Below are 20,264 nucleotides of genomic sequence, written 5' to 3' on the forward strand. Positions count from 1 at the left end.
AGCCTGACTCACTTTTCCCTCGGATGCAACTGGATGCCCTTGGACGAAGCTGGACAGCCGCATAGTCATTTTCAGGAGTTTTTCCGCAGTAACCGGTCGAATTCGGACACCCGCGGACTGCTTTTTGGTGGGCCCACCAGGACTCGAACCTGGAACCAAAGGATTATGAGTCCTCTGCTCTAACCATTGAGCTATAGGCCCCCAGCGACGGCAATTGTACTGGAGGCTCCGCTGGCCGGGATCGCCTGCGCGGGACGGGCGCGCAATTCGAGGGCGCGGGCGAGCACGGGCGGGGGCGCCGCTTCTTCGGGAATGCGGAGCAGGCCCCACTCGCGCAACCTTTGTCCGACGCCCACGGAGGCGGTCAGCACGTTGATCGGGATCGACAGCACCATCCCCAGGACGACCGGCGACATCCAGGCGGCCAGCGCCGGGGAGACCAGGTAGGCCAGCGCGCCCACGAAGGCGCCGAACACAGTCAGTCCGCCATAGCGGCGCACCAGGCTGGACAGCGGCACGCTGCCGTCGTCGCGCCGCTGCGTCTCCCAACCGGAGTCCTTGCCCGCCAGCACTTCGGCCACGCCGCGCGACTGCACGTACATGGTCACCGGCGCCATCAGCGCCGCCAGCACGGTCTCCAGCAACGCGCCCAGCGCGATGCGCAGCGCGCCTCCGGACAGGCGCCGCGCGGCGGGCTGCAGGATCGTCGCCAGGCAGCCCATCAGCTTGGGCGCCAGCAGGACGCTCATCGTGAAATAGAACACCCACAGGAAACGCCCGGGATCGCCGCCGCGCCAGTACAGCGCGGGGGTGAAACCGTCCAGGTGGACCTGGTCGGTGGCGAGGCCCGCCTGTTGCAGCGGTATCGCCAGGCCGATCAGCATCAGCATCGCCCACATCGGTGCGGTGAAGTAGTGGCCGATGCCGACCATCAGATGCATCCTGCTGATCCAGTGCAGGCCGCGCGTGGGCAGCACCGCGGCATGCTGCAGGTTGCCCTGGCACCAGCGCCGGTCGCGCACCAGCATGTCGGTCAGCGAAGGCGGTCCCTCTTCGTAGCTGCCGCCCAGCCCAGGCACCATGTGCAGCGCCCAGCCGCCGCGCCGCAGCAATGCCGCTTCGACGAAGTCGTGGCTCAGCACGGTGCCGGCGAAGGGCTTGCCGCCCCGCAGTTCCGGCAAGCCGGCATGCGCCGCGAAGGCCGCCGTGCGGATGATGGCGTTGTGCCCCCAGTAGTTGCTCTCCGCCCCATGCCACCAGGCCACGCCGTGGGCCAGCACGGGCCCGTAGATGCGCCCGGCGAACTGCTGCATGCGCGCGAACAGCGTGCGCCCGTTCACGATCATGGGCAACGTCTGGATCAGGGCGACATCGCCATGGCGCTCCATCGCCGCCGCCAGCCTGACGATGGTGTCGCCGGTCATCAGGCTGTCCGCATCCAGGATCAGCATCTGCGGGTAGGCGCCGCCGAAACGCCGCACCCAGTCGGCGATGTTGCCCGCCTTGCGTTCGCTGTTCTCGGCGCGCAGGCGGTAGAACAACCGCCGATCATCGCCGAGCCTTTCGCGCAGCTCGCGGAAGGCCGCCTCTTCCTCGTGGCGGACCGGCTCGCTCGTGGTGTCGCTGAGGACGAAGAAATCGAAGCGATCCAGCTGGCCCGTCGCGGCCACCGATTCGTAGATCGCCTGCAGGCCCGCCAGCAGGCGATGGGGATCCTCGTTGTAGGTGGGCATCAGCAACGCCGTGCGCGTGCCCAGCGCAGGCAGGGGATCTTCATCCTCGATGCCGAGCGGGTTCGCATGGCGCGCGACCACCAGGACCAGGCCCGCCAACGCGCTGAAGAACGACAGCGCGATCCATGCGAACAGGGCGACGAACAACACCAGCAACAGGCCTTCGAGCACATCGATGCCATTGCCGCGCAGCACCCACCAGATCTGGTAGGTGGCCATCAGGGTCAGCAGCGCTGTGCCTCCCAGCACGCATGCGCGCCGCCATGCCATGCGGCTTGGCGCGGTCGTCAGCGGGCGATCGATCCGCTGGCCATGGCGCAGGTCCTGCACCGGCATCTCCAGCGGAGACTCCGGTGGCAGCCACGCGGTCCTGCTGACTGGTGTGGGGTCGGGTTCGGTCATCGGCTCAGGGGCTCCAGCGGTACAGCCAGGTTTCGGAAAGCGGTCCCTGCGCATCCATCACGCGCGCGTGCAGTTCCACGTCGCGCCCTTCGGCATTCTCCGTCCGCGGACGGAACTCGAAGCTCAGCCGCCAGCCTCCCGCCTGCGGATTGGGGTACGCCACCACGTTGGAGATCTCGCCGTGGCTGGCCCAGACATCGGTCTTCACCTCGGCCTCGCCCGGCAATGCGCCCAGGCGTCCGCCAACCAGGTCGATCACCACCAGCCGCTTCGCCGCGTCCGGCGCCGCGCCCATCCGCGTGCTGGCCACCGTCGCCAGGCCGCGCTGCCAGCCGTGGTCGTCGCACCAGTGCATGCGGTAGTCGAAGCGGTGTTCCTGTCCGGCGCGCAGCGGCCGTTCCGGGCGCCAGAACGCCACGATGTTGTCGTGGTACTCGTCGGCGGTCGGGATTTCGACCAGCGTCACCGCGCCTTTCCCCCATGGGCCCAGTGGCTCGATCCAGAGGCTGGGGCGGTCGTGGTAGCGCGCCTCGATGTCGACGTAATCGGAAAATGCGCGCTTGCGCTGCATCAGTCCGAAGCCACGCGGGCCCTCGTCCGCGAAGGCGCTGATCTGCACGCGCGGCGGATTGCTCAGCGGGCGCCAGATCTGCTCCCGCCGGCCGTTGAAGATGGCCAACCCATCGGAATCGTGCACGGCGGGGCGGTAGTCGTCCGTGCCCACCCGGTCGCCGGCATCGAACTCGAACATGCTGGTCAACGGCGCGATGCCGGCGCGCGCGAGATCCACGCGGGGATAGAGGCGCGACTGCACGTCGATGAGGGTTTCGCCGCCCGGCCGTATGGCGAAGCGGAACGCACCGGCGACGCTCAGACTGTCCAGCAACGCATGCACCACCAGGTGGTCCGCCGTGCGCGCCGGCTGTTCGATCCAGAACGCGCGGAACAGCGGGAACTCCTCCGCGCCCGGATCGCCGCTGCCCAGCGCCAGACCGCGTGCGGACAGGCCGTAGACATGCCCCTTGGCCAGCGCGCGGAAGTAGCTCGCCCCGAGGAACGCGATCAACTCGTCGAAGTAGTCCGGATCGTTGAGCCGCGCATGCACGCGGAAACCCGCGAATCCCAGCCCCTCGCCGGCAGGAAGACGCACGCCCGGCGGGAAGTCGAACAACTCGGGCGAGTAGCCGATCGGCGTGGCGTGGCCGTCGTGCACGCGCCACAGCTCCACGCGCTGCTTGAACAGAAAGCCGCGATGGAACATCTGCAACTGGAACGGCAGGCCTTCCTTGCGCCAGAGGGCCTGCCGCGGATCGAAGCGAAGGTCGCGGTAGGCGTCGTAGCCGGCATCCAGCAATTCCGGAAGCGTTTCATCCGGCGCCTGGTAAGGCCGGCGCGAAAGTTCGCGTGCCAGGCGCGGGACCGTCAGCGCATCGAAGGGCGACGACGCGGAGGATGTTGCGGCCGCCGCCATCGGCCAGGCGGGAAGCGGGCGCGCCGCGCCCAGCACGGCCAGCGACATGGCAGTGTGCAATACGGTCCTGCGATCCACGCGTCCCCCCCGAAGATTACGTATCGCGGCAAGTCTAGTGAACGGCATGTAAGGATCATGACAAGACTGAACGGGCGCGTGGCTTGCGCGCGCACCAAAAAGAAACGCGACCCGTTGGGGTCGCGCTCTGGTGGTGCGATTGCGACGCAGTGCGTCAGTCGATGTCGAGGAAGCTGCGCAATTGCTCGCTGCGGCTGGGATGGCGCAGCTTGCGCAGGGCCTTGGCTTCTATCTGGCGGATGCGCTCGCGGGTAACGTCGAACTGCTTGCCGACCTCTTCCAGCGTGTGGTCGGTGTTCATGTCGATGCCGAAGCGCATGCGCAGCACCTTGGCTTCCCGCGGGGTCAGGCCGGCCAGCACGTCGCGCACGGTTTCCGACAGGTTGATGTTGGTGGTGTTCTCGATCGGGGACTCCACGTTGGTGTCCTCGATGAAGTCGCCCAGGTGGGAATCCTCGTCGTCGCCGATCGGGGTTTCCATCGAGATCGGTTCCTTGGCGATCTTCATCACCTTGCGGATCTTGTCCTCGGGCATGTCCATTTCCTTGGCCAGTTCCTCCGGCGTGGCCTCGCGGCCGTACTGCTGGAGCATCTGGCGGGAAATGCGGTTGAGCTTGTTGATCGTCTCGATCATGTGCACCGGGATGCGGATGGTGCGCGCCTGGTCGGCGATCGAGCGGGTGATGGCCTGGCGGATCCACCACGTGGCGTAGGTGGAGAACTTGTAGCCGCGGCGGTATTCGAACTTGTCCACCGCCTTCATCAGGCCGATGTTGCCTTCCTGGATCAGGTCGAGGAACTGCAGGCCGCGGTTGGTGTACTTCTTGGCGATGGAGATGACCAGGCGCAGGTTGGCCTCGACCATTTCCTTCTTGGCCTTGCGCGCCTTGGCCTCGCCGTAGGCCATCGCGCGGCTTATTTCCTTGATGTCGGCCAGGGTCAGGTGCATGGCCTGCTCGATGGCGATGGTGGCTTCCTGTTCGGCGACGATCTGGTCCTTCACGTCGCGCAGGCCGGACGACCACTTCTGCTTGCGCTTCAGCACCTCGTCCACCCAGCCCAGGTTGGTCTGGTTGCCTTCCCAGGCGCGCAGGAACTCCTTGCGCGGCATCCTGGCGACGTTGGCGCACAGGTGCAGCACGCGGCGCTCGTGGTCCTTCACCTGGGCCACGACTTCGCGCAGCTTGCGCACCAGCGTGTCGGTCAGCGCCAGCGGGAACTTGAGGGTGACGAACACTTCGGCCAGTTCGCCGCGCAGCTTGGCCACGGCCTTGTTGTCGGCGCCGTTCTTGGCGTAGGACTTCTTGAACTTGGCGTAGCCGTCGGCCAGCGCCTGCATGCGGCGCGCGACTTCTTCCGGATCCGGACCGGTGGGACCGGCCTCCTCGGCCACGTCGTCGCCATCGTCGTCGTCGTCGGCATCATCGGCCGCCTCGACGGCCTCCACGGCCACCGGCACTTCCTCCACCGGCTCCTCGACGTCGTTGAAGCCCACCACCACTTCGGCCAGGCGCTTCTTGCCGGCCTTGTGCAGTTCGTATTCTTCCAGCAGCAGTTCGATGGACCACGGGAAGTTGCCCAGCGACGCCTGCACCTGGCCCAGGCCTTCCTCGATCCGCTTGGCGATGGCGATTTCGCCTTCGCGGGTCAGCAGTTCGACGGTGCCCATCTCGCGCATGTACATGCGCACGGGGTCGGTGGTGCGGCCGCCCTCGGTATCGAGCGAGGTCAGCGCGGCCGCGGCTTCTTCGGCGGCGGTCTCGTCGACTTCGCGGTTGCCGGTGTTGCCGTCGGCGAGCAGCAGCGTCTCGGCATCGGGCGCCACTTCATGGACATCGATGCCCATGCCGTTGATCATGCCGATGATGTCCTCGATCTGTTCCGGATCGACCAGGTCGTCGGGAAGGTGATCGTTGACTTCGGCGTAAGTCAGATAGCCCTGCTCCAGGCCCTTGCTGATCAAGAGCTTGATGTCGGACTGCTGGGCAGGACGTTCGTTGGCCATGGAGGGTTGCGCCACCGGCAGGAAAGGAAGGAGGAACCTAGTATTATACCAGCCCGGGCCGGTCCAAGTCCCCTGGCCTCGCCTCGCAGGCTGATGTCAGGGGCGCAACAGGAAGGTCACCGGCCCGTCGTTGACCAGGCTGACGACCATATGGGCGCCGAAACGCCCGGTTTCCACCCCTCCCCCGTGTCTTTGCCGGCATATCTCCACCAGCCGGTTGAAGCCGCGTTCAGCCTCCCCCGGCGGGGCCGCCGTGGTGAAGCTGGGGCGCATGCCCGAGCGGGTGTCCGCCGCCAGGGTGAACTGGCTGACCAGCAGCAGTCCGCCGCCGGTATCGGCGAGCGAGCGGTTCATCCGTCCCGCCTCGTCGGCGAAGACCCGGTAGCCCAGCAGGCGCTCGGCCATGCGCTGGAACTGCGCCTCGGCATCGCCCGGCTCCACCGCCACCAGGGCCAGCAGCCCCGCGCCGATGGCGCCGACGGTACGGTCATCGACGGCGACGGAGGCCTGGGTGACGCGCTGGATCAGGGAGAGCATGGCGGTCTGTGGCCGGTTCCGGGTTGCCGGAAGCATAGCCCGCACGGCGACACGGCCCCCAGAACCCGCAACCCGGAGCCGGCCCCTCCCTGCCGCTAAACTGGCCGGATGAAACCCCAGACCCTCGCCGCCCTCGGCTACCGCGCCGCCGCCCTGGTCGGACGCCTCCCCTGGCCGTGGCTGCGCAGGCTGGGCGATGCGCTGGCATGGGTCTGGCGCAAGGCCGATGCCCGCGAAAGCCGGGTCGCCCGCCGCAATCTGGAACTGGCCTACCCCGACCTGCTGCCCAGCCAGCGCCGTGAACTGCACCAGGCCATCCTGCGCACCACCGCGCGGCAGGCGCTGGAGACGCTGCGCTTCTGGACGCGCCCGGTCGCGGAGAACCTGGCCTGTCTGCGCGAACTGCATGGCGAGGCGCTGTACGACCAGGCGCTGGCCAGCGGCAAGGGCGTGATCGTCGCCGCCCCGCACTTCGGCAACTGGGAACTGCTCAACCAGTGGCTGTCCACGCGCGGCCCCATCGCCATCGTCTACCGCCCGCCGGCATCGCCCGCCGGCGATGCCTTCCTGCTGCGCGTGCGCGGCGCCGACAACATCCGCCAGGTGCGCGCCGAAGGCCCGGCGGTGCGCCAGCTATGGAAGGTGCTGAAGGACGGCGGCGCGGTCGGCATCCTGCCGGACCAGCAACCCAAGGCCGGCGATGGCGAGTTCGCGCCGTTCTTCGGCGTGCAGGCGCTGACGATGACGCTGGTGTCGCGGCTGGCCGAACGCACCGGTGCCACCGTGCTGTTCGCCTGGTGCGAACGCATCGGCCCCGGCCCGGACTTCGCCCTGCACGTGCAACCGGCCCCGGCCGCCATCGCCGACCCGGACGCCAGGGTCGCCGTGGCCGCGCTCAACGACGCCGTCGAACGCATCGCATCGCGCGATCCGGCCCAGTACCAGTGGACCTACAAACGCTATACCCTGCGACCACCGGGCAGCGGCGAGGGCACTCCCTACCGCTGACCGCCGACAGACACCGGGGGAAGCATGCGTGTGGGAATACTGCTGGCGTGGCTGATCGCCGCGCCGGCATTGGCCGGGGACGACCTGGCCCGGATGAATGCCGTCAGCAACGCTTGGGACCGCTACGCCGAACTGAGCAGCCAAGGCGACGGGCGGGCGGCCGAGTGGCTGGCGCCTTCCAGCCTGGCGCATTACGGCTTCCTGCGCGACGCCGCCCTGTACGCGTCCTCGGCGCAGTTGCGCCGCATCCCGATGTCGGACCGCGCCATCGTTTACGCCTTTCGCGCCACCCAGCAGGCCGACGCGCTGGCGGCGCTCGACGACGAGGCGGTGACGGCCCTGTGCCTGCACGAGAACTGGTGCGGCATCGCTTCGCCCGACGCAGGCGAATCCCTGGCCGCGCTCAGCCACGTCACCCTGGTCGGCGACGACCTGGCGATGGGCGAACTGGGCCCGCCGACCGGCACGCAATTCATGTTCGGCCCGGAACTGGTGCGCGACCAGGGCCAATGGAAGGTCCGCGCGGAGTCGATGGCCAACAACGAATCGCTGATGCTGCAGCAGCAGGTCCAGCGCAGCGGCATCCGCGAGGACGACCTCATGCAGGCCGTGCTGGCGTATTTCCTCGGCCCGGATCGCGAGGCCCCGCTGCTGGCGCTGCTGGGCCAGCCGCTGCGCGACGACGCGGCGGCCCGTACCCGCCTCAACGAACGCTGGCCGCGCTACGACGATGTCTACAAGACGCGGGTGGCCGTGCTGGAGAAGAAGGCGGCCGACGGCGACACCCTGGCCCAAATGGGGTTGGGCGCATTGCTCGCCACCGGCAGCCTGCCGGCCGCCGCGCCGAAGGACCGGACGCGCGGCATCGACTGGCTGGAAAAGGCCAGTGCCGGCGGCCAGCCGCAGGCGGCGGCGATCCTGATCCAGTTGCTGATCGAGGACTACACGCCGCAGAAGGGCAAACCCATGCCCGCGGACCTGCTGGCCAGGCTGGCCGTGCAGACCAGGCGGGCCGCCGAGGGCGGCATCGGCGAAGCGATGCTGCAGCTGAGCGGGCTTTACTTCAACGGCGCCGGCGGACTGGCGCGCGACTGCATCCTGGCCGAACAATGGGGCGCACGGGCGGAGGACGCCGGCGTTGCCGGTGCGCGCAACAACCGCGTCTGGGCGCTGGCCACCTGCCCGCTGGAGGACCAGCGCGATCCGCAGCGCGCCATCGCGCTGGCCGACCACATGATGGCCACCGCCGACACGCTGACCTACAGCGAGCTGGACACGGTGGCCGCCGCGTTGGCGGCAGCGGGACGCACACCCGAGGCCGCCGACTACCAGCAACGGGCCATCGCGCGCGTGGAAGACGCCAAGCCCGCCACGCTGCGCCGCATGCAGCAACGCCTGGCGGCATACCGCAAAGGCCAGGACTGGGTGCAGGACTACAACACGTACGAGCTTCCCGCCGAATGATCCCGCCCACCGATCCCGCGCCACCGTCCCCCGACGCTGGCGACACCGTCCACACGGCGCCCATCGACTGGCGGCCCCTGCCGCCGCGCGGCGCCCTGCTGGCGGCGTTGGGCGGCGCGATGGCGATGCTCCCGCTGGGCTTCCCTCTCTTCTTCATCATCCGCGCCACGGGCTTGGCCTCGCCTTGGCTGGCCACCCCGCTGGTGGCCGCGGCGGGAGCAGTAGTCGGCGCATGGATCGGCGTGAGGCGGCATCGCCGCACCTCCTGGAAACTCGACGGCGAAGGCTTCGCCGTGCGCCGCGGCAACTGGTGGCGCAACGAGACGCTGATTCCGATCTCGCGCGTGCAGCACCTCGACCTGAAACGCGGCCCGCTGGAGCGCGGCATGAAACTCGCCACCCTGGTCGTGCACACCGCCGGCACCCGGATGGCCGCGCTGTCCCTGTCCGGGCTGGATACGGTCGACGCCGAACGCCTGCGCGACACGCTGGCGCGGCAACTCGACCACGACGACGCATTGTGATGGACGACGGCATCCCCGATCCCAGCGCGCCGGAACGCCGGCTGCACCCCTGGTCGTGGCTGTTCGTGCTGGTGCAGCAGCTCAAGCAGTTCATCTTCCCGCTGGTGGCGCTGGCGATCTTTGGCGGCCGCAACGATCGCGGCGGCCACTGGGTCGAACTCGCGCCCGTCATCGGCATCGGCGTGCTGGTGGTGATCTCGGTCCTGCAGTATTTCACCTACCGCTACCGGATCGGCCGCGACGGACTGACCGTGCGCGAGGGTTGGCTGCACCGCACGCAGCGCGAGATCCCGTTCTCCCGCATCCATAACGTGGGGGTGCACCAGTCGTTGCTGCACCGGGTGTTCAACGTGGCGGAGGTGCGGCTGGAATCGGCCGGCGGACAGAAGCCGGAAGCGCAGATGCGCGTGCTGGGCCTGCCGGATGCGCTGGCCCTGGAAAGCCTGGTGCGCCACCACGGGCACGATGGAGCGGCGGCCGGTCCGGCTGCTGCCGAGGCGCGCGCCGACGACACGCTGCTCGCGCTGTCCACCGCCGAAGTGATCCGCCTGGGCCTGGTCTCCAATCGCGGCATGATCGTGGTGGCGGCCGCCTTCGGCGCCGCGTGGCAGATCCTGCCCGAACGGATGATGGAAGGCTTCTTCACCCGCACCGCCAGGCAGATGGCCGGCTACGCGGACCAGCTTCACCTGGGCTGGGTGGCCGGCGCCGCCACCGTCGTGGCGTTGGTGGGGCTGGCGCTGCTGCTGGTACGCGCCCTGTCGGTGGCGCTGGCGCTGCTGCAGTTCCATGGCTTCCGGCTCAGCGAGGATGCGCGCCGCCTGATGGTCGAGCGCGGACTGCTGGCGCGGCTGCGCACCAGCGTGGCGCGCCGTCGCATCCAGGCCTGGACGCTGCACGAAGGCGTGCTGCATCGGCTGCTCGGCCGTCGTTCGCTGCGCATCGACACCGCCGTCGCGGAGAAGCCCGACCAGGGCGATCAGCGGGCGTTGAAGGACCTCGCGCCCATCGCCACGCCGGACGCCTGCGACGCGCTGGTGCATCACCTGCTGCCGCAGGCCCGCTGGCCGCGTGAGGACTGGCGCGGAGTGCCGGCATCGAGCGGCTGGCGCTTGCTGCTTCCCACGGCATCGTTCGTGGTTCCCCTGGGCATCGCCGCGTACTGGCATGTCGGGGCATGGTCGGCGCTCGCGCTGGCCTGGCTGGGCGCGGCCGCCTACGCGGCGCGGCGCAACGCCAGGCGCATGGGCTACTCGGTGGACGACCAGGTGGTGGTCGTGCGCAGCGGCTGGTGGTCGCGCTACTGGCGCTTCGCCGAAATAGACAAGCTGCAGGCCCTGCGGCTGACCCGCTCGCCGATCGACCGCCGCTGCGGCACCGCCACGCTGTGGCTGGACACCGCCGGCGCCAGCGGCATGGCCCCGCCGCTGCGCCTGCGGTTCCTGCCCGAGCAGGACGCCGAGGCGATCTACCGGCGGCTTTCCACCGCGCTGGCGCACCGGAGACTGCGCTGGTGACGGAAACGGGGGGCACGCGGGCATGGACACCGCCTCGCTACTGCCACATCGCGCGGGCGAAAATAGCGCGCCCACCCTGACCATTCCCATGCAGCCACCGCTTCCCCTCTCCGGCGTTGTCATCAGCAAGAACGAAGCCGACCGGATCGGCCGCTGCCTGGCGTCGATGCGCGACCTCTGCAGCGAGATGCTGGTGCTGGATTGCGGCTCCGACGACGGTACCGTCGCGCTCGCGCGCAGCATGGGCGCGCGGGTGGAGCACCAGGACTGGCTGGGGTTCGCCGCCCAGAAGAACGAGGCCATCGCGCGCGCCACCCAGCCCTGGCTGTTGCTGCTGGATGCGGACGAATGGCTGGCGGAGGGCAGCGCGCGGCGGTTGCGCGAACTGTTCGCCAGCGGTCGCGTGGAGCAAGCCGATGTCTGGCGGCTGCGCCGCGAGAACTGGTTCCTGGGCCGCAAGCTGCGCGGCTACGAGCGCACGGAGCGGCTGGTCCGCCCGGACCATCGCTACCTGCCGATGCGCGTGCACGAGCGCCCCGACCTGGCCGGCAAGCGCGTCGCGGACTGCGAGGCGGTGATCGAGCACAACACCGCGCGGTCGCTGGAATCCCACCGCGCCAAGAACCTCCGCTATGCCCGGCTCTGGGCCGAACAGCGCCATGCCGAAGGCCGGCGTTGCGGCCGCGCCAGCCCATGGACGCACGCCACCGCCTACTGGCTGAAGGTGTACCTGCTGCGCGCCGCCTGGCGCGACGGGCGCGAGGGCTGGCTCTTCCACGCCAGCCATGCGCGCGCTGTGATAGAGAAGTACCGGCACCTGTACCGACTGGGCAAACCGACGCCATGACGACACCTGTCGCTCCCAACCCCGCGCGCGCATCGACGGTATGAGCGTGCGGCCATTGGTCGTCCGTTGCGGCGCCTTCGGCGACGTGGTCATGCTGACCACGCTGATCCGCCTGCTGCATGCGCGCCATGGCGCGCCGGTCGACGTGGTCGGCTGCGGCGACTGGACGCCGCCGCTGCTGGAACGCGAGCCCGCGCTCGGCCATCTGCAGATGCTGGACAGCCGCAGCACGCCGTACTGGCTATGTCCCAGCCAGTGGGCGCTGGTGCGCTGGCTGAAGCAGCGCGGGCGGGGACCGGTCTACCTGTGCGACGGCAGTCCGGCCATGGATGCGCTCGTCGCGCGCGCTGGCATCCCGGAAGCCGACCTCGTGCGCCGCCCTTGCGGCGACGATGTCGCGGGCGAGGGAATGGAACTGTGGCCCGACCGCTGGCTGCGGATGGGCATGCGCGACCCGGCGGAGCACTACCCGACGCGCGCGATCGCCGACCCGTCCCGCTTCCGTTTCCCCGTACTGCACACGACCGACGACGACCGTCGCGACCTGGCCCGGTGGCGCGCCGCCCGCGGGCTGGAGGGACTGTGCGTGCTGTTCCAGCCCGGCAACAAGCGCACCCACAAGCGCGGCAACGTGGCGACAGCGTCCCATCCCAAATACTGGCCGCCCGGCGCCTGGGCCGACGTCGCCGCCGCGATCTGGCGCGACATGCCGCAGGCGCGCATCGTGCTGTGCGGCTCGCCGGCCGAACATGGCGTGCTGGAGGAAATCCGCAAGGCCACCGGCGACGATTCGCGCCTGTTCAACGCCGGGCGCGAACTGCCGGTACCGCGCCTGCTGGCGCTGCTGCAACAGGCGCACAGCCTGGTGTCGGTGGATACCGGCCCGGCGCATGCCGCCGCCGCGTTGGGCTGCCCGCTGGTGGTGATGTTCGGTGCGGCCTCGCCCGCCAAATGGCGGCCGATCGGCCCGGGCCCGATCCAGGTGCTGGGGGGAGAAAAGAGCGAGGCCAGCCGCGTGCGCGACATCCCCGCCCGCGACGTGATCGCCGCATGGCACCGGTGCGTGCCGGCGCCGCGGCCTCAGCCGGATTTCTCGATGCCGTAAGGCGTCCAGGTCACCTTGCCGGCACGGGTTTGCGCACGGATCTCGAGGTTGCGCTGCACGGACTCCTGCGTCTTGTAGCCGCGCGCGTGGTCCAGGTGCACGCAGACCGCGCGATGGCGGATCTGCTTGCCGCGTATGCCGTGGTTTTCCAGGCGCTCGCCCAGCTCACGGTCCGGCCCGCCGTATTTCATCCGCTCATCGTAGCCGTTGATGGCCAGCAGGTCGGCCTTCCATGCCGACGAATTGCAGTTGTTGAAGGTGGCGCGCGCGGTGGTGATCCTGTCCAGCAGCTTGCCGGTGAACGGGGTCGCGCCCAGCTTCAGGGTATTGGAGAACCCCAGCCGGTCCTGCGCGCGCAGCCAGCCCGGATCGAAGCAGCGGCCTTCGCGGATGTCGTCCGCGCCGATCGCCTTGCTCGACTTCATGCTGAGCTTGCAATAGCCCCCGGACAGGAAGCGTCCCGGCTCGGCCTGGCGCGCGTGCACTTCCACGAAGTCGCGCCGCGGGATGCAGTCGCCGTCGGTGAACAGGATGTACTCGTGCGCTGCGGCCTGGATGGCCCGGTTGAGGATTTCCTGCCGCCGATAACCATCGTCCTCGTGCCAGACATGGCGCAGGGGCACGGGGTAGTCTCGCGCGAAACGCTCGATCAGCACCCGAGTGGCATCCCGCGACCCGTCGTCCGCCACCATCACCTCGGCATCGCGCCAAGTCTGCAGGCGATAGCCCAGCAATACCTTCTCCAGCCATTCCTCGGCGTTGTAGGTGCTGATTACGACCGTGATCTTCATGCCTCCGCTCCCCGGAACAGTCCGCCTGACCATGATTGATGCCGATGGCACCCGAGTACATGTTGCTCAGGATTCATGACAGCTATCCGCGACAAGCCCTTCAGTCCGATCCCCAATAGCCCAGGTCATACCGGATCTGCAGGCGCCTGGGCAGGCTGCTCCACGGCTTCCGGCGCAGCGTCCCGAGGTCGCCCCTGATCAGCGCTTCCGTCGCCGCCAGCACCCGCGCGGAGGAATGGCCATCGCGGCAAGGGTGGATGTCGTCGGCATAGGCCTCCAGTGCGATGCGCAACGACGCGGGGGGATCGAACGCCCTTGCCAGCATGTCCTCAAGGCGGGCCGGATCGTCGAAATCGAGCATGTGCGGCTTGGGCGTCCGATTGCGGAACGTCACGACCGGCTTGCGCTGGACCGCGAACTCGCTGACCACGGAAGTCGTGTCGGCGACCAGCACGTCGGCGGCGCGCTGCGCGCTGACCAGGTCCTCCGTTTCCACGAACGCGGCGTTTTCGCCGCACAGCGCGCGATACCGGCGGAACAGATCGTCCGGTGACTTGGGATGCAGCGTCAGCAGCCAGAAACGCTTCCCTTCCGCCACTTGCCCGGCGATAGCGTCGAAGAGATGGGGCGCCGCGCTCAGCCGTTCCGTGAACGTCGAGGCGAACATCACCAGCGGACGCCCGGTCGCCTGCAGCCGCCATGCGTCCGCCAACGGATCGGAGCCGCGGAACACAGGGTCCAGCTTGGGCCAGCCGGTCTCGACGACCTTGAAGTGGCCCTCGCGCCTGGCCAGCGCCGCGAACGGCGCGGTGGTGGCCGGCCCCTGCGTGCAGTACAGGTCGAACAGGCCGCGTACGCGGAAATGCCCGCGCACGGAATCCCGTTTCTCCACGTTGAAGCCATGGAACAGCTGCACCTTGGCGCCGGAGACGAAGGTCGGCACCCAGTTGGCCGCGCTGAAGACCGCCTGCGGGCGCAACGCGACGGCCTCGCGCGCATGCGCAATGGGGGTGGTGCGCGCGTGCAGGGACGCCCCTTGCGCACCCGCCACAAGCCAGGCATGCACGCCATGCCCCGCTGCTTGCAGCGCATCGGCCATGGGCTGCAAGATGGGCAGCGCATAGCGCTCCGTCCCGAACAACAGGTAGTCCGCCATCCACGCCTCCTCGACCCATCGGCCCGCCGTCTCGGCGTGCATTATCGCGTTCAACGAAGCGGATCGTATCGGCGATTGCCTGGCCTCGCTGGCTTTCTGCGACGAGATCGTCGTGGTGGATTCCTTCTCCGGCGACCGCACGGTGGAGATCGCGCAGGCCGCGGGCGCGCGGGTCCTGCAACGGCCGTTCGAGGGATACCGCAGCCAGAAGCAGTATGCGGTGGAGCAAGCGCGCCACGACTGGGTGCTGTGCCTGGACGCGGACGAACGCGTCGGCGACGAACTGCGCGCCTCCATCCTGCGGGTGCGCGACGAGGGATTCCCAAGCGCCGCCGGCTATCGGTTCGCCCGCCTGTCCGACTACTTCGGCCGTTTCCTTCGCCATGGCAACGCCTATCCCGACCGGGTCCTGCGGCTCTTCGACCGCCGTCGCGGCGGTTGGCGCGGTACGCGGGAAGTGCACGAGGCCGCCTCGGTCGACGGCCCGGTGGCCGTTCTTGCCGGCGACCTGATCCACTATCCCTACCGGTCACTGGAACAGCAGCTCGCCAAGACCCAGCGCTACGCGCGCATGATGGCCGAACACGAGTTCGCGCGCGGCAAGCGCGCCACCCTCGCCAAGCTCATCCTGTCCCCGGCCTGGCGTTTCTGGCGCGGCTACATCCTGCGGGCCGGCTTCCTCGATGGCTGGCACGGCCTGGTGTACGCCTACGTGCGCGCGAACTACGTCAGGCAGAAGGCCATCATGCTGTGGCTGCTGGAGCATCGCCAGCCGATCGCCACGCCGACGGCATCGCACGATGCACGAGACTGAAGCATGTGCGGAATCGCAGGCGCGCTGTCGCCCGGCTTACGACACCACGGCGACGCCCTCCACGCACTGGGCCGTCGCATGGGCGACGCGATCGCCCACCGCGGCCCCGACGACGCGGGCACGTGGGCCGATGCGACGGCCGGCGTGGTGCTGTCGCATCGCCGCCTCTCGATCGTCGACCTGAGCCCGGAAGGCCACCAGCCCATGGCTTCGGCCGATGGCCGCTGGGTCGTGGCCTTCAACGGCGAAATCTACAACCACGCCGCCTTGCGCGCGGAACTGGCCGGTCTCGGCCACGCCTTCCGCGGCCACTCCGACACCGAGGTATTGCTCTGCGCCATCGCGCAGTGGGGCGTTGAAGCGGCGCTGGAACGCGGCAACGGCATGCTGGCGCTGGCGGCCTGGGATCGCGTCGAACGCGTGCTGTGGCTGGCCCGCGACCGGGTGGGCAAGAAGCCGCTGTACTACGGATGGACCACGGACCGAACCTTCGTGTTCGGTAGTGAACTGGCGGCGCTACGGGCCTGCCCGTCACTGCGCGCCGAAGTGGATCCCGATGCGCTCGCGCTGCTGCTGCGCCTGGATTACATTCCCGCGCCGTATTCCATCCTGCAGGGAATACGCAAGCTTCCCGCGGGCAGCCTGCTCCGCCTCGACGCCTCGGCGCCGGATGCCGTTCCCACGACATACCGCTGGTGGGACGCCCTCGCGCGCCAGGAGGCCGCCATCGAGGCGGGTTTCGAGGGCGACGAAGCCGCCGCACTGGACGCGTTCGACATGCTCTTGCGCGACGCCGTGGCGCTGCGCATGGAAGCCGACGTTCCCCTTGGCGCGTTCCTCTCCGGCGGCACCGATTCCTCGCTGGTCGCCGCCTTGATGCAGGCTCAATCCGCCCGGCCTGTGCGCAGCTTCTCGATCGGCTTCGACAATGCCGAGCACGACGAAAGCGCCCATGCGGCCGTCGTGGCGCGGCACTTGCGTACCGATCACACCGAGCTGCGCGCCGATGGACGCGCGGCGCTGGAACTGGTGCCGCGCATGGCGACCGTCTTCGACGAGCCGTTCGCCGATTCGTCGCAGCTGCCGATGGCGCTGTTGTGCCAGCTGACCCGCCGGCACGTCACGGTGGCACTGTCGGGCGACGGCGGCGACGAATTGTTCTTCGGCTACGGACGCTATGCCCGTGCACTGCGCAACCATGCACGCATCGGCTGGTTGCAACGGTTGCCGCTGGCGAAGCGTCTTGCCTCGCCCGGCGAACGGGCGAGGCTGGGCGGCTGGGCGGCGCTGCGCGCGGAACTCGCGGCCGAAGGATTGCAGGGCGCCGCGCGCCTGCGCGTGAGCCGCTGGCGCGATCCCGAACGGGTCGTGCGCGGAGCGCGGCGCAGGAACACGGCCTATGAAGACCCCGCCGCGCTCCCGCGCAACGGCACCCATGGCGATGCCTTGATGGCGCTGGACTTCGCCTGCTATCTGCCGGAGGACATCCTCACCAAGGTGGACCGGGCCAGCATGGCCGTCGCGCTGGAGGCCCGAGCGCCCCTGCTCGACTGGCGCGTGGCGGAGTTCGCCTGGTCGCTGCCGTTTTCGATGAAGTGGAAGGACGGGGAACTGAAGCATCTGCCCAAGGCGCTCCTGTGCAGGTACTTGCCGTCCACGCTGGTCCATCGGCGCAAGTCGGGCTTCGGTGCGCCCGTCGGCGACTGGCTCAAGGGTCCGCTGCGCGACTGGGCCGAAGCCCAGCTCGACGAACGCAGGCTGCGCGAGGAAGGCCATTTCGATCCCGCGCCCCTGCGCGCCATGTGGACGGAATTCCAGGCCGGGAGACGCAAGTGGCATACCCACCTGTGGGGCGTGCTGATGTTCCAGGCATGGCGCGAGCGCTGGCGCTGACGCGCGTCCCGGCATCGCGCACAGGGACGACGACGCCACACGGAAACGACTAAGAACCTGTTCACGATCTCGAAAAAGTGAGTTCGTCATTCCGGCGGCTTTCAACAGCCGAATGGCTGGTCAAGCCGGAACCCAGCGACTTTCATTGAGTCGGCGCGAGCATTCCGAAGAGCCGAAGACACTGGGTTCCGGCTTGCGCCGGAATGACGGGTCTTTTTTCTCGAATACCGGCCGCGCTGCTCGAGATCGTGAATAGGCCCTAAGCCGTACCCGCCAGCATGGCAGGGTCCTTGACCGCCGCATCGGTGGCCTGCGATGCGATCACCGACGCGGACGGCACGCCCTGGCACGCCATGCGGACCACTTGCACCAGTTGCGAGCGGAAAGCGGCGTCGTTGCGTTTGTAGAAATCGCGCGCCGCAAGCGACCTGCGGGCGATCTCCCGGTCGTCCAGCGCAAGCGCCGCTTCCACGGCGGCTTCCAGTTCGACGGTTTCGATCAGGTAGCGCGTCGCCAGTTCCTGTCGCCCGGTGTGCGAGAACGGGATCAGTATCCCGTGTTGCGCCGTCACCAACTCGTTCATCGGTTCGGCATCGGTGGTCAGGGCGATGGCGCCCACGCTGAGCGCTTCCACCAGATAGTGGCCGAAACCCTCGGTTTCCGACGGGCACAGGTGGAACAGGTTCTCGTTCTGCAGGCGCCGCAATTCCGCATCGTCGACATAGTCGATGCGGTGGACGATGTTCGGAGCCGACGGGCTGAAGTGGGCGGTGCGCGGATGCTGGACCACGGTCAGCGTCGGCCATTCGGGATGGCGCGCCCAGGTTTCCAGCACCAGCCGCGTGCGCTTGGCGCCACTACGGCCGGCGAGATGGAAGAAGGTACGCCGACGGGGCACCTGGGCGTCATGCCGGTCGACGCTGGTGAAGCCGATCGGCGCGGCGCGGCAGCCCCGGCGATCGAAGATGTCGACGGCATGCCTGGTCTTGGCGAACACATGGTCCATGCGCGGCAGGCGCTTGACGTCCCTCGGCAGGCACCACTCCGGATTCGGAATGAAGGCGTTGTGCCGGGCCGCGCCGAGCAACTCGGGGTGGATGTGTTCCAGCATCAGGTTGAGGTCGTAGCGTGGACGACGCAGGGTGCGCTGGAAGGCGATGCGTGCCCGGCGAAGCCAGGGCCCGAACCACTTCCGCAACTTGCCCCGTCCCCGCCCCGGCTGGATGTCCACGCTGATCCCCGCATCGCGCAATACGTCCGCGATCAGTCGCAGATCGCGACTCAGGCCGACACCGTTGTCCCAGGCAATCAGGTTGACACGCAGCATGAAAAAATCGGCCGCCAGACGAAAGGAAATGGGGAGCGGCGAAATTTTAGAAGTCGGTCCCTGACGGGAATGTGAGGACAGACAGGCTTCCGGATTCCATTCGGGAACGATTCACATGGATCCATCGCCAACGTGTCGATGAGGATGTCGAGTCAGTCGATGTTCAGTCCACACATCGAACGACAGTCCGTGCGTCATCGCCGTATCGGCGCATCTTCGCTCTGTCCGGCTTCCGTCTCGCTGAGCGCGATGCCCAGCAGCAAGCCCACGAAAACGGCATAGGCACTCACGGTCGTCGCATGCGCGAACATCGACTGGGTGAGGCCGGACAGCATGTAGGTCACGATCAGGATTCCCGCCGCCCAGCCCGCTCCAACGGGCGATGGCGGACGTGCACGGCGCAACTGCGACGCCACCACGCCCAACGGCACGCCGTAGATCGCCAGCAACGCCAACAGTCCGGGCACACCCATCGTGGCGGACCACTGCGCCACGTCGTTGTGGGCGTGCTCCAGGTCGCAAAGATGGCGCGGGGCGGACCGGCAGTATGGCGCACGGGCCACTTCCTCTCCGAAACGGTCGATGCCGACGCCCGTCCACGGCGCCCGGCGGAAGGCATCGCCGGCCAGCGAAAGCAGCGCAAGCCGCGCGCCGATGGGCGTGTCCACCTGCCCCTTCGCGTAGCCGTTCCAGTCCGCCTGGACATCGTCCAGGCGCGTCTGCGCGGACAGCCAGGGAATGCTCCAGAGCAGCGAGAAGAACAGCATCACCCCGCCTGCCGACAACCCCAGTCGCCACCAGCGGCGGCGCGCATCGCCGCCCACCAGCAGGACCAGCAATACGATGGCCAGACCCGGCAGCACACCGCGGCTCCCGCTCAGCACGATGGCGACGACGGCCAATGCCACCGACGACGCCAGCGCAACGAGTACCCAGGGATCGCGGCCCACCGGACGACAGAACACCGCCATCACGAGCAGCACGAGCACCGCATTGGCGAACACGATCGGATTGGCGCCGGCATCGGCGCGTTGCGAACCGCCCGCCGATTGCAGGACGGCAACGGCGAACGCCACCGCCAGGCCCACCATGGCCCCCAACCAAAGACTGCGCCGCGTGAGGCCCAACGCCCACGCCAGGCACGCGCACCATGGAATCAGCAACAGGCGCGAGGGATTGTCCAGCACGCGCCAGCCCTGGCCGCTGTGGACCATGGAGATGCCGGTAACCGCCAGCACCAGCAAGGGGATGCCCGCCAGCCACAGCAGGCTCCGTCCAGGCGCCTCGGGCGCACGCAGCAAGGCCTCCGGGCGCAGCATGGTCGCCAGCAGCAGACACGACGCGAACAGGACCAATCCCTTCGGAATCACCAGACAGGCGGCGGCGCTGAAGGCGGCCAGCCAGATCACCCGCCGTGCGGCGGACTGTCTTGCGTTCGTCCATGACACCATCGTGTTGCGTTCCTGCGGAAAAATCGGCAATTCGGACATCCAGCGCACCATGGACGCCGCCTGGACGGCAGCGGCCCAGTCTGGGCGTCGTATTGTCAGCGGTGCGTCAAGGATTCGTTGCGACCGACCGGACGGGAAGGC

16 protein-coding genes and 1 tRNA gene are annotated in these 20,264 nt (G+C 68.7%); 8 read left to right on the forward strand and 9 right to left on the reverse strand.

Annotation, left to right across the window (positions count from 1 at the left end):
- Positions 1-125: 125 nt before the first annotated feature.
- The 5 genes from AAD027_RS01665 to dtd all read right to left on the reverse strand — a co-directional run bounded on the left by AAD027_RS01665 (position 126) and on the right by dtd (position 6,226).
- Positions 126-201: transfer RNA gene (locus tag AAD027_RS01665), tRNA-Ile, on the reverse strand.
- Positions 192-2,135 (reverse strand): glucans biosynthesis glucosyltransferase MdoH, encoded by a 1,944-nt coding sequence (mdoH, locus tag AAD027_RS01670; RefSeq protein WP_341724278.1) that lies wholly within the window; start codon positions 2,133-2,135, stop codon positions 192-194. Before mdoH ends, AAD027_RS01665 begins: the two co-directional genes overlap by 10 nt.
- Before the next feature lie 4 nt (positions 2,136-2,139).
- Positions 2,140-3,654, reverse strand: coding sequence for an OpgD/OpgG family glucan biosynthesis protein (locus tag AAD027_RS01675; protein WP_341724279.1), 1,515 nt, complete (start codon positions 3,652-3,654; stop codon positions 2,140-2,142).
- 184 nt (positions 3,655-3,838) lie between these two features.
- Positions 3,839-5,689 (reverse strand): RNA polymerase sigma factor RpoD, encoded by a 1,851-nt coding sequence (gene rpoD, locus AAD027_RS01680; RefSeq protein WP_341724280.1) that lies wholly within the window; start codon positions 5,687-5,689, stop codon positions 3,839-3,841.
- Positions 5,690-5,785: 96 nt separating this feature from the next.
- The gene (gene dtd, locus AAD027_RS01685) at positions 5,786-6,226 is read right to left on the reverse strand and encodes a D-aminoacyl-tRNA deacylase (protein ID WP_341724281.1); all 441 of its coding nucleotides are present in this window, start codon (positions 6,224-6,226) and stop codon (positions 5,786-5,788) included.
- Between the two features lie 108 nt (positions 6,227-6,334).
- Here dtd and AAD027_RS01690 point away from each other — a divergent pair, with 108 nt between their 5' ends.
- The 6 genes from AAD027_RS01690 to AAD027_RS01715 all read left to right on the forward strand — a co-directional run bounded on the left by AAD027_RS01690 (position 6,335) and on the right by AAD027_RS01715 (position 12,691).
- Positions 6,335-7,234: a lauroyl acyltransferase gene (locus AAD027_RS01690; protein ID WP_341724282.1), complete on the forward strand. Its 900-nt coding sequence runs from the start codon at positions 6,335-6,337 to the stop codon at positions 7,232-7,234.
- A 24-nt stretch (positions 7,235-7,258) separates the two neighbouring features.
- The gene (locus AAD027_RS01695; RefSeq protein WP_341724283.1) at positions 7,259-8,698 is read left to right on the forward strand and encodes an SEL1-like repeat protein; all 1,440 of its coding nucleotides are present in this window, start codon (positions 7,259-7,261) and stop codon (positions 8,696-8,698) included.
- On the forward strand, positions 8,695-9,222 hold the full coding sequence (locus AAD027_RS01700) for a PH domain-containing protein (RefSeq protein ID WP_341724284.1): 528 nt from the start codon (positions 8,695-8,697) through the stop codon (positions 9,220-9,222). The genes AAD027_RS01695 and AAD027_RS01700 overlap by 4 nt, the downstream gene beginning before the upstream one ends.
- Positions 9,222-10,739 (forward strand): PH domain-containing protein, encoded by a 1,518-nt coding sequence (locus AAD027_RS01705; protein WP_341724285.1) that lies wholly within the window; start codon positions 9,222-9,224, stop codon positions 10,737-10,739. The genes AAD027_RS01700 and AAD027_RS01705 overlap by 1 nt, the downstream gene beginning before the upstream one ends.
- An 88-nt stretch (positions 10,740-10,827) precedes the next feature.
- Positions 10,828-11,586 carry a glycosyltransferase family 2 protein gene (locus tag AAD027_RS01710; RefSeq protein ID WP_341724286.1) on the forward strand — a complete coding sequence of 253 codons (759 nt, stop codon included), beginning with the start codon at positions 10,828-10,830 and terminating at the stop codon, positions 11,584-11,586.
- A 40-nt stretch (positions 11,587-11,626) separates the two neighbouring features.
- The gene (locus AAD027_RS01715) at positions 11,627-12,691 is read left to right on the forward strand and encodes a glycosyltransferase family 9 protein (RefSeq protein WP_341724287.1); all 1,065 of its coding nucleotides are present in this window, start codon (positions 11,627-11,629) and stop codon (positions 12,689-12,691) included.
- On the opposite strand, the gene AAD027_RS01720 is transcribed toward AAD027_RS01715, so the two are convergent.
- Positions 12,667-13,482 (reverse strand): glycosyltransferase family 2 protein, encoded by an 816-nt coding sequence (locus AAD027_RS01720; protein ID WP_341724288.1) that lies wholly within the window; start codon positions 13,480-13,482, stop codon positions 12,667-12,669. The two genes, AAD027_RS01715 and AAD027_RS01720, sit on opposite strands and share 25 nt — an antisense overlap.
- Positions 13,483-13,582: 100 nt before the next feature.
- Entirely contained in the window at positions 13,583-14,638 is a 1,056-nt protein-coding gene (locus tag AAD027_RS01725) for a CDP-glycerol glycerophosphotransferase family protein (protein ID WP_341724289.1), read from the reverse strand.
- Here AAD027_RS01725 and AAD027_RS01730 point away from each other — a divergent pair.
- Both AAD027_RS01730 and asnB read left to right on the forward strand, forming a co-directional pair.
- Complete coding sequence (locus AAD027_RS01730) at positions 14,637-15,452, forward strand: glycosyltransferase family 2 protein (RefSeq protein WP_341724728.1); 816 nt, start codon at positions 14,637-14,639, stop codon at positions 15,450-15,452. The two genes, AAD027_RS01725 and AAD027_RS01730, sit on opposite strands and share 2 nt — an antisense overlap.
- A 3-nt stretch (positions 15,453-15,455) precedes the next feature.
- On the forward strand, positions 15,456-17,345 hold the full coding sequence (gene asnB, locus AAD027_RS01735) for an asparagine synthase (glutamine-hydrolyzing) (RefSeq protein WP_341724290.1): 1,890 nt from the start codon (positions 15,456-15,458) through the stop codon (positions 17,343-17,345).
- Between the two features lie 259 nt (positions 17,346-17,604).
- Here the strand turns inward: asnB and AAD027_RS01740 are convergent, their stop codons facing one another.
- Together AAD027_RS01740 and AAD027_RS01745 are read right to left on the reverse strand one after the other, a co-directional pair.
- Positions 17,605-18,672, reverse strand: a complete 1,068-nt coding sequence (locus AAD027_RS01740; RefSeq protein ID WP_341724291.1) for a glycosyltransferase — start codon at positions 18,670-18,672, stop codon at positions 17,605-17,607.
- A gap of 194 nt (positions 18,673-18,866) precedes the next feature.
- On the reverse strand, positions 18,867-20,162 hold the full coding sequence (locus AAD027_RS01745; protein ID WP_341724292.1) for an O-antigen ligase family protein: 1,296 nt from the start codon (positions 20,160-20,162) through the stop codon (positions 18,867-18,869).
- Positions 20,163-20,264 lie beyond the last annotated feature (102 nt).

The sequence above is a fragment of the Pseudoxanthomonas putridarboris genome (assembly GCF_038321125.1).
Lineage (GTDB): Bacteria > Pseudomonadota > Gammaproteobacteria > Xanthomonadales > Xanthomonadaceae > Pseudoxanthomonas_A > Pseudoxanthomonas_A putridarboris.

What these genes read in the sequence shown, in the direction of transcription:
- mdoH (WP_341724278.1), bottom strand. Translation starts at nt 2,135, where the DNA reads ATGACCGAACCCGACCCCACACCAGTCAGCAGGACCGCGTGGCTGCCA.
- rpoD (WP_341724280.1), bottom strand. Translation starts at nt 5,689, where the DNA reads ATGGCCAACGAACGTCCTGCCCAGCAGTCCGACATCAAGCTCTTGATC.
- AAD027_RS01700 (WP_341724284.1), top strand. Translation starts at nt 8,695, where the DNA reads ATGATCCCGCCCACCGATCCCGCGCCACCGTCCCCCGACGCTGGCGAC.
- AAD027_RS01740 (WP_341724291.1), bottom strand. Translation starts at nt 18,672, where the DNA reads ATGCTGCGTGTCAACCTGATTGCCTGGGACAACGGTGTCGGCCTGAGT.
- AAD027_RS01705 (WP_341724285.1), top strand. Translation starts at nt 9,222, where the DNA reads ATGGACGACGGCATCCCCGATCCCAGCGCGCCGGAACGCCGGCTGCAC.
- AAD027_RS01690 (WP_341724282.1), top strand. Translation starts at nt 6,335, where the DNA reads ATGAAACCCCAGACCCTCGCCGCCCTCGGCTACCGCGCCGCCGCCCTG.
- AAD027_RS01695 (WP_341724283.1), top strand. Translation starts at nt 7,259, where the DNA reads ATGCGTGTGGGAATACTGCTGGCGTGGCTGATCGCCGCGCCGGCATTG.
- AAD027_RS01725 (WP_341724289.1), bottom strand. Translation starts at nt 14,638, where the DNA reads ATGGCGGACTACCTGTTGTTCGGGACGGAGCGCTATGCGCTGCCCATC.
- AAD027_RS01720 (WP_341724288.1), bottom strand. Translation starts at nt 13,482, where the DNA reads ATGAAGATCACGGTCGTAATCAGCACCTACAACGCCGAGGAATGGCTG.
- AAD027_RS01675 (WP_341724279.1), bottom strand. Translation starts at nt 3,654, where the DNA reads ATGTCGCTGGCCGTGCTGGGCGCGGCGCGCCCGCTTCCCGCCTGGCCG.
- AAD027_RS01745 (WP_341724292.1), bottom strand. Translation starts at nt 20,162, where the DNA reads ATGTCCGAATTGCCGATTTTTCCGCAGGAACGCAACACGATGGTGTCA.
- AAD027_RS01710 (WP_341724286.1), top strand. Translation starts at nt 10,828, where the DNA reads ATGCAGCCACCGCTTCCCCTCTCCGGCGTTGTCATCAGCAAGAACGAA.
- asnB (WP_341724290.1), top strand. Translation starts at nt 15,456, where the DNA reads ATGTGCGGAATCGCAGGCGCGCTGTCGCCCGGCTTACGACACCACGGC.
- dtd (WP_341724281.1), bottom strand. Translation starts at nt 6,226, where the DNA reads ATGCTCTCCCTGATCCAGCGCGTCACCCAGGCCTCCGTCGCCGTCGAT.
- AAD027_RS01715 (WP_341724287.1), top strand. Translation starts at nt 11,627, where the DNA reads ATGAGCGTGCGGCCATTGGTCGTCCGTTGCGGCGCCTTCGGCGACGTG.